The sequence below is a fragment of the Flavobacterium salilacus subsp. salilacus genome (genome assembly GCF_004634195.1).
Classification (GTDB): domain Bacteria; phylum Bacteroidota; class Bacteroidia; order Flavobacteriales; family Flavobacteriaceae; genus Flavobacterium; species Flavobacterium salilacus.
The window spans coordinates 46,892-59,817 of record NZ_SKBP01000011.1 but is presented as its reverse complement, the minus strand read 5'-3'; the positions used below and the strand labels follow the sequence as shown (position 1 = coordinate 59,817).

At 38.5% G+C, this 12,926-nt stretch carries 15 protein-coding genes; 9 read left to right on the top strand and 6 right to left on the bottom strand.

Annotated elements, in window-relative coordinates; genetic code table 11:
- Positions 1-36 precede the first annotated feature (36 nt).
- The 3 genes from E0W68_RS12225 to rlmD are packed head-to-tail and all read right to left on the bottom strand — an operon-like array spanning position 37 to position 2,719.
- Positions 37-774: a DUF6048 family protein gene (locus E0W68_RS12225; RefSeq protein WP_135219725.1), complete on the bottom strand. Its 738-nt coding sequence runs from the start codon at positions 772-774 to the stop codon at positions 37-39.
- A complete protein-coding gene (locus E0W68_RS12220; protein ID WP_135219724.1) occupies positions 755-1,285 on the bottom strand; it encodes a DUF6452 family protein in 531 nt (176 codons plus the stop codon). Before E0W68_RS12220 ends, E0W68_RS12225 begins: the two co-directional genes overlap by 20 nt.
- 21 nt (positions 1,286-1,306) lie before the next feature.
- Positions 1,307-2,719, bottom strand: coding sequence for a 23S rRNA (uracil(1939)-C(5))-methyltransferase RlmD (rlmD, locus tag E0W68_RS12215; RefSeq protein WP_135219723.1), 1,413 nt, complete (start codon positions 2,717-2,719; stop codon positions 1,307-1,309).
- A gap of 69 nt (positions 2,720-2,788) precedes the next feature.
- Between rlmD and E0W68_RS12210 the strand changes: the two genes are divergently transcribed.
- From E0W68_RS12210 to E0W68_RS12175, 8 genes are all read left to right on the top strand, one after another.
- On the top strand, positions 2,789-3,349 hold the full coding sequence (locus E0W68_RS12210; RefSeq protein ID WP_135219722.1) for a DUF1697 domain-containing protein: 561 nt from the start codon (positions 2,789-2,791) through the stop codon (positions 3,347-3,349).
- A gap of 89 nt (positions 3,350-3,438) precedes the next feature.
- Positions 3,439-3,855, top strand: a complete 417-nt coding sequence (locus tag E0W68_RS12205; protein ID WP_135219721.1) for an OsmC family peroxiredoxin — start codon at positions 3,439-3,441, stop codon at positions 3,853-3,855.
- Between the two features lie 99 nt (positions 3,856-3,954).
- Positions 3,955-4,920: a helix-turn-helix transcriptional regulator gene (locus E0W68_RS12200; protein ID WP_135219720.1), complete on the top strand. Its 966-nt coding sequence runs from the start codon at positions 3,955-3,957 to the stop codon at positions 4,918-4,920.
- 63 nt (positions 4,921-4,983) lie between these two features.
- Positions 4,984-5,481 (top strand): DinB family protein, encoded by a 498-nt coding sequence (locus tag E0W68_RS12195; RefSeq protein WP_135219719.1) that lies wholly within the window; start codon positions 4,984-4,986, stop codon positions 5,479-5,481.
- Between the two features lie 184 nt (positions 5,482-5,665).
- Positions 5,666-6,910 (top strand): ornithine--oxo-acid transaminase, encoded by a 1,245-nt coding sequence (rocD, locus tag E0W68_RS12190; protein WP_135219718.1) that lies wholly within the window; start codon positions 5,666-5,668, stop codon positions 6,908-6,910.
- A gap of 37 nt (positions 6,911-6,947) precedes the next feature.
- A complete protein-coding gene (locus E0W68_RS12185) occupies positions 6,948-7,412 on the top strand; it encodes a DUF5362 family protein (RefSeq protein WP_135219717.1) in 465 nt (154 codons plus the stop codon).
- Positions 7,413-7,500: 88 nt separating this feature from the next.
- Positions 7,501-7,692, top strand: a complete 192-nt coding sequence (locus E0W68_RS12180) for a hypothetical protein (RefSeq protein ID WP_135219716.1) — start codon at positions 7,501-7,503, stop codon at positions 7,690-7,692.
- Positions 7,679-8,239, top strand: a complete 561-nt coding sequence (locus E0W68_RS12175) for a Smr/MutS family protein (protein ID WP_135219715.1) — start codon at positions 7,679-7,681, stop codon at positions 8,237-8,239. The genes E0W68_RS12180 and E0W68_RS12175 overlap by 14 nt, the downstream gene beginning before the upstream one ends.
- Positions 8,240-8,289: 50 nt before the next feature.
- Here E0W68_RS12175 and E0W68_RS12170 read toward each other — a convergent pair whose 3' ends face one another.
- Positions 8,290-9,309 carry a hypothetical protein gene (locus E0W68_RS12170; RefSeq protein ID WP_135219714.1) on the bottom strand — a complete coding sequence of 340 codons (1,020 nt, stop codon included), beginning with the start codon at positions 9,307-9,309 and terminating at the stop codon, positions 8,290-8,292.
- Between the two features lie 110 nt (positions 9,310-9,419).
- On the opposite strand from E0W68_RS12170, the gene E0W68_RS12165 reads away from it, so the two are divergent.
- Positions 9,420-10,559 (top strand): cysteine desulfurase family protein, encoded by a 1,140-nt coding sequence (locus E0W68_RS12165; protein WP_135219713.1) that lies wholly within the window; start codon positions 9,420-9,422, stop codon positions 10,557-10,559.
- Between the two features lie 52 nt (positions 10,560-10,611).
- Here E0W68_RS12165 and E0W68_RS12160 read toward each other — a convergent pair whose 3' ends face one another.
- Both E0W68_RS12160 and lpdA read right to left on the bottom strand, forming a co-directional pair.
- The gene (locus E0W68_RS12160; RefSeq protein WP_135219712.1) at positions 10,612-11,295 is read right to left on the bottom strand and encodes an OmpW/AlkL family protein; all 684 of its coding nucleotides are present in this window, start codon (positions 11,293-11,295) and stop codon (positions 10,612-10,614) included.
- A gap of 211 nt (positions 11,296-11,506) precedes the next feature.
- The gene (gene lpdA / locus E0W68_RS12155) at positions 11,507-12,895 is read right to left on the bottom strand and encodes a dihydrolipoyl dehydrogenase (RefSeq protein ID WP_135219711.1); all 1,389 of its coding nucleotides are present in this window, start codon (positions 12,893-12,895) and stop codon (positions 11,507-11,509) included.
- Positions 12,896-12,926 lie beyond the last annotated feature (31 nt).

Genomic DNA, 12,926 nt, shown 5'->3' with positions numbered 1-12,926 from the left:
TAGTTTTGTGCCTCCGCTTTTTGCGGAGGTTTTTTTTTATTGCTGTTCAGGCTTTACTTTTTCTGCTTTTTTATACAATGGTATAAAATAGGAAACGGAATAGTTAAAACCAACACCAAAGCTACCCTCATAAGTACGGTTAAACCCGGGGATATAGAGGTTATCAAAATTATCAGGTTTTTTGTCGGATATAAGACTGTTAAGCCTTACGCTGAAACCAAGATATAAATTATCAAAAAGCTCTGCTTTTATACCGCCTACTATTTCCACCCAGTGTGCCGTAAGTCCGCTATACTCTCTATCGGCATTAACGGTTACAGCATCAAGGTATCTTATTCCATTTTCATTTATAACCCTGTTATCGTATATGGTATATGAATTAAGGTTTTGACTGAATGAGGCAAAGCCATAGCGAGCCCCTACATAAATCATGTTTTCCATATCCAGCCAGTTCTCATAAGTGTTATAGTCAAAACCAACTTTAAAATAACTTCCTTTGGTAGTAAAATTAAGCTGATCTTCATCCAGCGTATAATCTTCATTACCCAGTTCTCCAGCTACATATATTTTTTTAGTTAGCCTGTAGTCGGCTACCAGTTCCAGCCCCCTGTAATCATCGGTATAAAAACCTTTGCTCAGTCGGTGCAAATCTATACCCACCCTCAAGCCATAACGCTCTGCTTTTACAGGAGCAACTATGGTATCTTTAGCTGTTTGTGAATAGGCTGATAGTGAGAGTGCTACAGCGCAAAGGCTAGAAATAAATTTTAACATGCGCTGATTGTTCATCTTCTATATTATTTCTTGTTATCACTACATCCCGTATCCACAAGTTGTCATTTGGCAGTGTATCGGTAAGTACAGGATTCAGATTTCCGGGTGTATTTTCGTTAAGGTAAAAAAGCGATTTATAGCCACAGGCACGCGAAACATATATTTCGTTATGAGTATATTTAAATTCAATATAGTCAGTATTATAATTGCTTGTACCGCCCGAACCTGTGGTAACAAGCGTAAAGCCCCATCTTACTATTTCTGCATCGGTGCGAAGCGGAACGACAAGGCTGTCTGTTATTCCTGCTTCAATTACTCTGGTAACATCATCTTCCATAAAATACTCAATGTTTCCAGACTTTTTTTCCGTTTGGTTGTCCAGGTTATACATGGTAATGATAAGGCTGGGAGTAGTAGCAGTACCGTCGGCACAGATATCATCTTTTTCGCAGCTCCAAAAGCAGCATAAAGTAAGTGTTATAAACAGTAACGAAACTAATATTTTTTTCATAACGGCAAAGCCTGTTTTTATTTATCGTTTTTCCAAAAGTACAACATTTTCCACATGGTGTGTTTGCGGAAACATATCTACGGGGCGCACACGGGTTACTTTATATTTCTCGTCCATTAATGCTAAATCGCGTGCCTGTGTGGCGGAGTTACAGCTTACATATACCACCCTGTCTGGAGCTATGTTTAGTATTTGCTGCACAACATCCTTGTGCATACCGTCGCGCGGCGGATCGGTAATAATAACGTCGGGCTTGCCATGTGTGGCTATAAACGCTTCGTTAAATACTACTTTCATATCTCCTGTAAAAAACTCACAATTGGTAATGTTATTGCGCTTTGCATTTTCTTTAGCATCGGCAATAGCTTCGGGCACAGCCTCAACACCAATTACCTTTGCGGCTTGTTTCGATACAAATTGTGCAATAGTACCGGTACCGGTATATAGGTCATATACCAGTTCGTTTCCGGTAAGCCCTGCAAATTCGCGGGTTATTTTATAGAGTTCATAGGCTTGATCGGAGTTGGTTTGGTAGAACGACTTAGCATTAATACTAAAATGCAATCCTTCCATCTCTTCCAGTATATACTCACGCCCTTTATACAGTAGTATATCTTGGTCATACAGTGTATCGTTAGCCTTTTGGTTCACTACATACTGTAGAGATGTTATTTCCGGGAAACGTTCGGCTAAGTGGTCTAATATCAGTTCTCGTTTTTCTTTATCATCTTCAAAAAACTGTATCAGCACCATAATTTCGCCTGTAGATGCTGTGCGCAGCATTAGCGTACGCAATAGTCCCGAATGTTCTCTCGGGTTAAAAAACGCAAGATTATTTTTATTAGCAAAATCCCTAACTTCATTGCGTATGGCATTGCTTGGGTCTTCTTGCAGGCTGCAATGGGTTATGTCCAGTATTTTATCCCACATACGGGGTATATGAAAGCCTAAAGCATTACTGTTTTCAATTTCTTTATCACTTTGTATCTCTTCTTCGGTCATCCATCTGCTGTTAGAGAAAGAGAATTCCATTTTATTGCGGTAAAAAAACTGTTTTTCGCTACCCATAATAGGCTCAAATTCGGGTAATGCTATTTTACCAATGCGTTTCAGGTTGTTATACACTTCCTGATTTTTGTAGAACAATTGTCGCTCATACTTCATATTCTGCCACTTGCAACCACCGCAAGAGCCAAAATGCGAGCATACAGGGTCAATTCTGTGTTCAGAAAACTCATTGATTTTTATGGCTTTGCCTTCGTAGTAGGCTTTACGCTTTTTAAAAGTTTGTACATCTACAACATCACCGGGTACAACATTGGGTATAAATATTACTTTACCATCGGGGGCTTTAGCTACCGAAACGCCTCTTGCTCCTGCATCAAGCACCGCTACATTTTCAAATACAATCTTTTCTGTTCTTTTTCTTCCCATTCGGCAAAAATAAACTATTGCTCATTAAATTTAAATAATTTTGCAGGTAATACTTAAAAAACAAACACTATGCCTGTATATCTTGCTCTTTTTCGCGGTATTAATGTAAGCGGACACAATATTATTAAAATGGAACATCTGCGTAACTTAATGATAGCTAATGGCTATATAAATGTAGAAACCTATATACAGAGTGGAAATGTGGTTTTTGAAACCGATGAAACCGATAAAGCAAAAATAGCTCACGGTATGCAGTTACTTTTATACAAAGAGTATGGCTATGATGTAACTATATTTATTTTAAACGAAGCCGATTTGATTAACGCTATTGACAATAATCCTTATACTGATAAAGTGCCTGAACCATCGGGTAAGAAAAAATATCATGTAGTATTTCTGTCAAACGAAGCTACTAATGAAGGACTCGACAAGATGAAAAAGTACAACAGGAGTGATGATGTTTTTACAGCCGTAGGAAAAGTGATGTATTTGAAACTGGCGCAAAGTGCTGCCGAATCTAAACTGACAAACCCTTTTATTGAAGGTAAACTTAATAATTGCAAAGCTACTACCCGTAACTGGAACACTACTTTAAAAATGTTGGAAATGATACAAAACCGAAGCATTTAAAGTTTTTGTTAAACTTAATTTAAAGATTGTGGTTATGAGTATTAATTGATTAATTTTAAAAAGATTAACTAACCATAAAAAATATAATTATGAAACGAAATGCAAAAGCCGTATGGGTCGGTTCAATAAAAGAAGGAGAAGGAAATTTAACTACAGAAAGCAATGTGTTAAACAATACACAATATTCTTTCAAAACCCGTTTTGAAGATGGAAATGGTACTAACCCCGAAGAGCTTATTGCTGCGGCACATGCCGGATGTTTTACCATGCAGTTAGCAGCTTATTTAAGCGAGGGAGGTTATAGTATAGCATCATTAGAAACAAAATGCGATATAAATTTTCAAAACGGCAACGTGGTAGGTTCTCACCTGTCAGTAATTGGCAGGGTAGATGATATTTCTACAGAGGCATTTCAGCAGCATGTTAAAAAAGCAGAGGAAAACTGCCCGATTTCAAAATTACTGAATACAGAAATAACCAGTAATGCTACATTAGTACAGAATTAGTTATTTTACTACCATATTTTTATTCAGCCCCATTTATTGGGGCTTTTTTAATATCGTTTATTTTGGTTAAAACAGTAAATTTGAAAAAACTATTTGTATATGAATCGTTTTGACAGGATTACAGCAATACTGATACAACTCCAGTCAGGAAAAGTGGTAAAGGCACAGGACATTGCCAACAGATTTGATATAAGCCTGCGCACAGTATATCGGGATATCCGTACGCTTGAGGAAGCGGGTGTACCACTATATGGCGAGGCAGGTGTTGGGTATTCGCTTGTAGAGGGTTACAGGCTGCCACCTGTAATGTTTACCCCCGAAGAGGCTATCGCTTTTGTTACTGCCGAAAAACTCATGGAAAAATTTACCGATACGGCACTACAAAATAATTTTGCATCAGCACTATATAAAGTAAAAGCTGTATTGCGAAGTACCGAAAAGCAGTTGTTGGAAAACCTTGAAGGACAAATAGAAGTAAAAGACCGAAGAAGTACCATAAAACAGTTCCCGTTAAATACGCTTGATGTATTACTAAAAGCGATTGCCGAGAAAAAAGCAGTACAGATGAAATACAGAGCAGTCGGTCATGATGACGACAGCGACAGGCTTATAGAGCCTATAGGCATTTTTCATGAAAATGAAAACTGGTATACTGTGGCTTATTGCCATCTGCGCGAAAGTTACCGACAGTTTAGAATAGACAGGGTAAAAGATATAAAACTAACCCAACAGGAACAGCAGGAGCGCAGCACCCTGAAAGAATATAGGGAAAGAGAACAGCTCGATTGTACACCTATGGTGCAAAAAGCAGTAATAAGAACAGATAAAAAAATTGTTCCTTACATACAAAATCAACGTGATTATTATGGGTTTATCTCAGAAGAAGTACATCACGATTATGTTGATATGATTTTCCTGACGCACCATATGGATGAAGGGTTGCCGCGATGGATAATGATGTTTGCGGACTATGCCGAAGTGATTGAACCCGAATCGCTTAAAAACAAGATTTTAGAGCTTTCTGAAAAAATTTCTGAGAAAATGAAACTGGAAAAATCCTACTGACATAGGGCTGTCACCAAGTGTGTTTTACTTTGTGTCGTTAAACAAAATAAAAACACATTAATTATGAATTTACTTCATTTACTATTACAAGAAATGGACAAAGAGGCTGCTGTAACCCGCAAATTTTTAGAGCGAGTTTCGGCAGAGAAATTTGACTGGCAACCCCACCCAAAAAGTATGACTATGAAGGTACTTGCTGCCCACATAGCAGAATTGCCGGGTTGGGTAACTATGGCAATTACAACAGATGGGCTGGATTTTGCCAATAACCCATACCAGCCCAAAGATGTAAAGAGCACAGAAGAATTACTCAGTTTTTTTGAAGAAAACTTAAAAAGTGCTAAGGAAACACTTGCCGTATTTGACAGTAACGAGTTTACGAAAGAATGGGTATTGAGCAATTCAGATCAGATATTGAACAGAGATTCTAAATATGGGGTAATAAGAATGACCTATTCGCAAATAGTGCATCACCGTGCGCAACTGGGGGTATATTTCAGGTTACTCGACATCCCTGTTCCTGCAAGTTACGGACCAAGTGCCGATGATATGGGCTTTTAACCGGTATTAAAAAATGAGTAAAAAAACTCACTCTGCATCAGAGTGAGTTTTTTTGTTTTTGCATTTAATTCAAATTAAACATAAAATAATTTTATTTTTATTAATTTGCATCTGAAATAAGGATGATTTCTCTCCTGAGCAAAGAAGGAATTGCTGTTTTAAGAAAATAAAAAATAAGATTAAAATGTCAGTTTTAGAAAAATTAAGTTCGGCGGATGCCATTGCATTAGAAGATAAATACGGAGCTCATAACTACCACCCGCTACCTGTAGTGCTAAGTAAAGGCGAAGGAGTTTATGTGTGGGATGTAGAGGGTAAAAAATATTACGATTTCCTGTCGGCATATTCTGCTGTAAACCAAGGGCATTGTCACCCTAAAATAGTGGGTGCCATGATAAACCAAGCCCAAAGGCTAACCCTTACTTCAAGAGCATTTTATAACGACCAGTTGGGCAGGTATGAAGAATTTGTTACCCAATATTTTGGTTTTGATAAGGTATTACCCATGAATACCGGTGCTGAGGCTGTGGAAACAGCTATAAAAATATGCCGTAAATGGGCTTATGAAAAAAAGGGTATTCATGAAAAACAAGCTAAAATAGTAGTTTGCGAAAACAACTTTCATGGCAGGACTACTACCATTATATCATTCTCTAATGATGAAAATGCCAGAAAAAATTTCGGACCTTATACCGATGGATTTATCATGATACCGTATGATGATGTTGAAGCACTTGAGGAAGTTTTAAAAAATGAAAAAGATATTGCAGGTTTTCTTGTAGAGCCTATACAGGGCGAGGCAGGGGTATATGTACCCTCTGAAGGCTACCTTGCAAAAACCAAAGCATTGTGCGAAGCGCACAATGTGCTTTTTATAGCCGATGAGGTACAAACGGGTATAGCAAGAACAGGCAAACTGCTTGCTGTGCACCACGAAAACGTACAGCCGGATATACTTATATTAGGTAAAGCCTTATCAGGCGGAGCATATCCCGTATCGGCAGTATTGGCAAACAATCATATCATGAATGTGATAAAACCCGGTCAGCATGGTTCTACTTTTGGCGGAAACCCTGTGGCAGCGGCAGTTGCCATAGCGGCACTTGAAGTTATTGAAGAAGAAAATCTTGCGGAAAATGCTGAAACATTGGGACAGCTTTTCAGAGATAAGTTGAATGAATACATAACAAACAGCAACATTGCCACCCTTGTTAGAGGTAAAGGGCTGCTTAACGCCGTGGTTATTAATGATACAGAAGATAGCTCTACTGCTTGGGATATTTGTATGAAACTGAAAGAAAACGGGCTTTTGGCAAAGCCGACACATGGCAATATTATTCGTTTTGCACCGCCATTAGTCATGAACAAAGAACAGCTATTAGACTGTGCGAGTATTATTATAAAAACGCTGCAAGAATTCGAAAAATAAAAACCAAACCAATCAATTAATTATATTTTAATATTTTATGGAACAGAATTCTCCTTTCGATTCTTTTGAACTGCAATTAACTAATGAAGCTAAAGGTTTTTTAAAAACTTCTGCGGGCTGGGCTTTGTTTTTAGCGGTTATTGGCTCTATCGTTATACTACTGTCATTTTTCGGCTCGTTAGCAATCATACTGGCAGGCAGTGCTATGGACTCTGCTCCGGGCAGCTTGGGAGCAATGGGTATAATGTCGAGTGCTACACTGGGAATAATATCACTTTTATTTACGATAACAATGTTTTTCCCGGTTCTGTATTTATTTAAGTTTTCTTCGTCAACACGAAAAGCAATTAATGAAAATAATATTGACGGAATGACAAAAGCTTTCGGCGATCTGAAGGGTTACTTTTTGTGGTCCGGTATCCTTACCATTTTTTCGATTGTTTCCTATTTAGTGATTATAATAATTGCTGTTTCGGCTGCATCACGATTATCAGGAATGTAAATTTTCCTGCTTATTATATATAATCCCGCCTTGGCGGGATTTTTTATTGCTAAAGATTTTAGTAGCTTTGGCTTTTAATAATAAGGTTATGAAAACAATATATATTATACTGATGTTTGGGGCTGCTTTTCTTGCCTTATATGAGCAATCTAAACCTCAATCGGAAAAAAATATGATTGTAATGATTGCTGCTATTGCGATTTTTATGGTTGGACTCATGCGCCTTATGGCAAAAGTGCCGAGCAAAAATAACAGAGAAAAAGAGAATGAAGACGTTTAATATAGGTGATAATGTTACGGTACTGGATGACTCCTTTAGCGGTAAAGTAAAAGGATTTAAGAATGGTATGGTTATAATAGAAACCGAGGAAGGCTTCGATTTGGAGTTTAATGCCAAAGAATTGGTTAAGATAACAGACACTTCGGAACTGAAAGGTTTATTTGGTGCACAAAATATACAGGCTGTACTTAAAGAAAAAGAATTGCCTAAAAAACGCAGTTTTGTAAAAGAAAAAAAATCCAAAAAAGAAGACTTTGTTCTTGAAGTAGATTTGCATATAGAAAAACTGGTACCCAATAAAAGAGGAATGTCTAACTATGATATTCTCACACTACAGGCAGATACAGCCAAGCGTCAGCTTGAATTTGCCATAAGGAACAGGATGCCCAAAGTAGTGTTTATTCACGGAGTGGGTGAGGGCGTGCTGAAAGCCGAACTCGATTTTCTTTTGGGCAGGTATGAGGGTATTACGTTTCAGGATGCCGATTATAAAAAATATGGCTTGGGTGCTACAGAGGTATATATAAAACAAAACCCAAGCAGATAATAAAAAAGTATAACCGGTTGGCTATCCTTTTTTATTTACTCATGTTTTATTTATTCTTGAGTTATATAAGTACCCAGTAAAAAACCTCCGTTATTTTGTGCAGCTTCGGCATTCTCTACACTTAAAACTTCGTAGAGCGTAAAGGTTTCTCCGCTGGTCACATCCGTACGGGTAAACTCAACATCTTTAAGCCGTATTTCATGATGGAATTCTCCCGGAATTAAATCACTCTCAGTAGTTACTATTATAGCAGTTCCTGATGATGCTCTCCAGCCTTGTTCAACTTCAATAGTAATATCCAAGTCGCATACTATTGAGGCATTTACCGTACCGCTATATACCTTAAATAATAACTCATAATCCTCTTCTTCTTCCGAAAAGTTTATTACAGGTAGTTCGCCCACCTCATTAACGAAAGTATTGGCAGGGAAATTAAGTATAATTACATCATTTCCACTTGTTTTATACAGTCTGTCTTCAGCTACATTATCACAGTTAACTACAGTAGGTTCTTCTTCATCACCATAATTAAAGTTAAAACCAATAGCACTGTTAACAGAGCCAAAAGGATTATCGATGATACGAATATCTTCATCTCCGTTACTAAATGTGATTTCTTTCAAGATTATTCGGTGGGTATAACCAGCCAGTTTTCCGTCGTTAAAATCTTTTGTAGTTTCTATAAGTATAGTACCGTCGCCGGTCCATTCCTCTAAAACAGTAGGCGATGTAACAGGAAGCCCGCTACTGTTGCAAATCAGGTTACTGGTATTAGCAGGCCCGCTATAATTTCTATATAATATTTTGTTTGCCCCACTTGTACTTATAGCTACCTCTCTTGGTATTATATTTCCGTTATCGTCAAGCTCACTTTCTATATTATACAGTTCGGCAGGGCTTATTTCCAGAATAAGTGCCTCAGTACCATTAGTTTTATAGTATAAGTTGTTTTCTTCACATGTTGATACTGTACTGGTACTGGGAAAATTAAAACTTTTAAAGCTGATATCCCCGTCATCGCAGCCTAAAGCCAGTATCACTATGGCTGTAAGAGCCAGTATTTTTTTCATAGCTACTAAATTTTGAACAAAAATAAGGTTTTTAACCGCTTCGCGAAATGTTTTATACCAGCTTTAATTCAAAATACATTCATACTGACTTTTTAAGTAATTTTGTCATAATGAAAAAAGCATATCTCGATAACGCATCTACTACTGCACTCCGCCCCGAAGTGATAACCGAAATAACACGCGTACTCTCAGAGCAGTATGGCAATCCCTCGTCAACACACAGTTACGGCAGGAGCGCAAAGGTAATACTCGAAACCAGCCGAAAAACTATTGCTTCCTTACTTAACGCAGAAGCCCGCGAAATTATTTTTACATCAGGCGGTACGGAAGCCGATAACTGGATTATTCGCAGTGCCGTAAAAGACCTCGGCATAAAGCGTATTATTACAGCAAGGACAGAGCATCATGCTGTTTTGTATGCAGCGCAGGCTGTTGCAGCAGATTACGGCATTACGATAGATTATGTTAACTTGTTGCCTGACGGCAAACCGGATACTGATCATTTAAAAGATTTATTGGCACAAAACATACCCACACTGGTAAGCCTGATGCACGTAAATAACGAAACCGGTACAATCACAGATTTACATCAAATAGGTACAATTTGCAGGCATTACAAAGCTTTATTCCATTCCGATACCGTGCAATCGGTAGGGAAGGAGGTATTAGACCTTGCTACACTTCCTGTCGATTTTATAGTAGCCAGTGCGCATAAATTTAACGGTCCTAAAGGAGTGGGTTTTGCCTATGTGCGCAAAAACAGCGGATTGAAAGCCATGATTTACGGAGGAGAGCAGGAAAAAGGCATGCGCGCCGGTACTGAGGCAGTACACCAAGTGGCAGGTATGGCAAAAGCTCTGGAAATTTCCTGTAAAAACCTGGAAACAGAAAAAACTCATATCATCAACTTACGAAATTATTTACTGCAAGAATTAGCACTACATTTTCCGGGTTTTAAGCTAAACGGCAGTATTGATAATAATAATACTTCAACGTTTTATACTATTGTGAATGTAATGCTCCCATTACCCGAAGAAAAAACAGCAATGATATTGTTTCACCTTGATATGCATGGTGTTGCCGTATCGCGGGGCAGTGCCTGCCAGTCGGGTAGTATAAAGCCATCGCATGTGTTGCTGGAGCTTTTGAATGAGGAGGATATCAAAAAGCCATCTCTACGCATCTCGTTAAGCCATTATAATACTAAAGACGATATAGACATACTTATCAATGCTTTAAAATTGGTTTAAAAATATAAAAGCCCCGTTTAAGGGGCTTTTTAACGAAACAAAAAATGGAAAATTAAAATTTCATACCCACCCCAAAACCTACAAGTAATGGGTTAATATCTACTTCGGCAGGTATGCTGAGCCCTTCGGCAAGGTTAGAGCCATCTACAGTTACATCTGTACTAAGAAATATTTTTTTGACATCCATATTGATAAAGAACTTGTCGTTGAGCATCACGTCAAAACCTACCTGAAAGGCATAACCCAAAGCATTATCATACTCAACATCCCTAACGGTGCTGCCTTCGTCCACGTTATAAAAAATAGTGTAATTAACCCCCGCACCTACATAGGGTTTAAACGTTTCATTGGCATAAAAATGATACTGTACCGTTAAAGTAGGAGGGAGCAGGCAAACACTGCCTAAATCCACATCGGCGCTGGTTGGTCCGCCAATAGCCGAAATGTCAGAACCGGTAGTATGTACATCATGTTTTGTAGTCCCCAAAATAAGCTCGGCAGCAATATTTTTGGTAAAGAAATAGGTAAAATCGACTTCAGGAATTAACGAGGTAGAAATATCTACATCACCGCCTATAATGCCTATATCAGCACTTTCATCCGGTATTACGCCCACTCCGCGAACACGCATCTGCCATTTTTTAAAATCGGGTGTGTTATCGTTATTTTCTTGTGCAATTGCCGAGCCTGAAAGCAATAAAGCCATTGCTGATAAGGCTAAAACTATTTTTTTCATGTTTATTGGTTTTTTATAATTACACTTCAAAAGTAGGTAAGATAAAAAACGAATAAACTGACGAAAATCATGGTTTGGTAATTATTTTCAACCATTATTCATTCCTCATAAATAAAAGTTATACAACATAAAAAATCCGCCCTGAATAATCAAAGCGGATTTTTAGTATTATAAAAAGTAACTGTGTACTGTTACTGAAAACGGTTCACTATTATAAGTGTATAACCTCGCCATAAGCATCGGCTACGGCTTCCATAACCGCTTCACTCATAGTAGGGTGCGGGTGTATAGCTTTTAGTATTTCATGACCTGTAGTTTCCAGTTTACGCGCTACAACAGCCTCAGCTATCATATCGGTAACGCCGGCACCTATCATGTGGCAGCCCAGCCATTCGCCGTATTTAGCATCAAATATTACTTTTACAAAACCGTCAGGCGTACCCGCTGCTTTTGCTTTTCCTGATGCCGAGAAAGGGAATTTACCTATTTTAAGCTCATAGCCTTTTTCTTTAGCCTGTTTTTCGGTTAAACCAACAGAAGCAATTTCGGGAGTAGCGTAAGTACAGCCCGGTACATTACCATAATCGATTGGCTCTACGTGCAGTCCTGCAATTTTCTCCACACAAAGGATACCCTCTGCCGAAGCTACGTGTGCCAATGCCTGTCCCGGTACTACATCGCCAATAGCGTAGTAACCCGGTATGTTTGTTTGGTAATAGTCGTTTACCAATATTTTATCTTTGTCGGTAGCAATACCTACTTCTTCAAGACCGATGTTTTCGATGTTCGATTTGATACCCACAGCCGAAAGCACAATGTCAGCTTCCAGTATTTCTTCACCTTTAGCCGTTTTAACCGTAGCTTTAACACCTTTGCCCGAAGTATCTAATTTCTCTACCGATGAATTGGTCATTACTTTGATACCCGATTTTTTAAGCGAACGCTCAAATTGTTTCGATATATCTTCATCCTCTACAGGCACTACGTTGGGCATAAACTCAACAATAGTAACATCGGTACCCATAGCGTTATAAAAGTGTGCAAACTCAACACCAATAGCTCCCGAACCTACTACAATCATCGATTTTGGCTGTTCTGTCAATGTCATTGCCTGGCGGTAGCCTATTACTTTTTTACCGTCCTGTGGCAGGTTTGGCAACTCGCGCGAGCGTGCTCCGGTAGCAATAATAATATGGTCGGCACTAATTTCGCTGGTTTTACCATCGGCATCGGTAACATCAACCTTTTTACCCGGTTTTACTTTACCCGTGCCGTATATAACTTCTATTTTATTTTTTTTCATCAGGAACTGTACGCCTTTGCTCATACCGTCGGCAACGCCACGACTGCGCGCTATAACAGCGCCAAAATCTTTATCAAACTCTTTTATGGTAAGCCCGTAGTCAGATGCGTGCTTTAGGTAATCAAAAACCTGCGCACTTTTCAGTAACGCTTTGGTGGGGATACAACCCCAGTTAAGGCAAATACCGCCAAGGTTTTCTTTCTCTACAATGGCTACTTTTAAGCCTAACTGCGAAGCTCTTATGGCAGTTACATATCCGCCCGGACCGCTTCCCAAAACAATAACATCGTATTTCATGAGTATGGTTTTTTTCTCGTTTATTTTATGA

Excerpts from the sequence above, each read along its gene's own strand:
- E0W68_RS12185 (WP_135219717.1), top strand. The coding sequence starts at position 6,948 with ATGGAACAGAATTCTCCTTTCGATTCTTTTGAACTGCAATTAACTAAT.
- E0W68_RS12160 (WP_135219712.1), bottom strand. The coding sequence starts at position 11,295 with ATGAAAAAAATAGTTTTAGCCTTATCAGCAATGGCTTTATTGCTTTCA.
- E0W68_RS12175 (WP_135219715.1), top strand. The coding sequence starts at position 7,679 with ATGAAGACGTTTAATATAGGTGATAATGTTACGGTACTGGATGACTCC.
- E0W68_RS12165 (WP_135219713.1), top strand. The coding sequence starts at position 9,420 with ATGAAAAAAGCATATCTCGATAACGCATCTACTACTGCACTCCGCCCC.
- rocD (WP_135219718.1), top strand. The coding sequence starts at position 5,666 with ATGTCAGTTTTAGAAAAATTAAGTTCGGCGGATGCCATTGCATTAGAA.
- E0W68_RS12225 (WP_135219725.1), bottom strand. The coding sequence starts at position 774 with ATGTTAAAATTTATTTCTAGCCTTTGCGCTGTAGCACTCTCACTATCA.
- E0W68_RS12170 (WP_135219714.1), bottom strand. The coding sequence starts at position 9,309 with ATGAAAAAAATACTGGCTCTTACAGCCATAGTGATACTGGCTTTAGGC.
- E0W68_RS12180 (WP_135219716.1), top strand. The coding sequence starts at position 7,501 with ATGAAAACAATATATATTATACTGATGTTTGGGGCTGCTTTTCTTGCC.
- E0W68_RS12205 (WP_135219721.1), top strand. The coding sequence starts at position 3,439 with ATGAAACGAAATGCAAAAGCCGTATGGGTCGGTTCAATAAAAGAAGGA.
- E0W68_RS12210 (WP_135219722.1), top strand. The coding sequence starts at position 2,789 with ATGCCTGTATATCTTGCTCTTTTTCGCGGTATTAATGTAAGCGGACAC.
- E0W68_RS12200 (WP_135219720.1), top strand. The coding sequence starts at position 3,955 with ATGAATCGTTTTGACAGGATTACAGCAATACTGATACAACTCCAGTCA.
- E0W68_RS12195 (WP_135219719.1), top strand. The coding sequence starts at position 4,984 with ATGAATTTACTTCATTTACTATTACAAGAAATGGACAAAGAGGCTGCT.
- lpdA (WP_135219711.1), bottom strand. The coding sequence starts at position 12,895 with ATGAAATACGATGTTATTGTTTTGGGAAGCGGTCCGGGCGGATATGTA.
- rlmD (WP_135219723.1), bottom strand. The coding sequence starts at position 2,719 with ATGGGAAGAAAAAGAACAGAAAAGATTGTATTTGAAAATGTAGCGGTG.
- E0W68_RS12220 (WP_135219724.1), bottom strand. The coding sequence starts at position 1,285 with ATGAAAAAAATATTAGTTTCGTTACTGTTTATAACACTTACTTTATGC.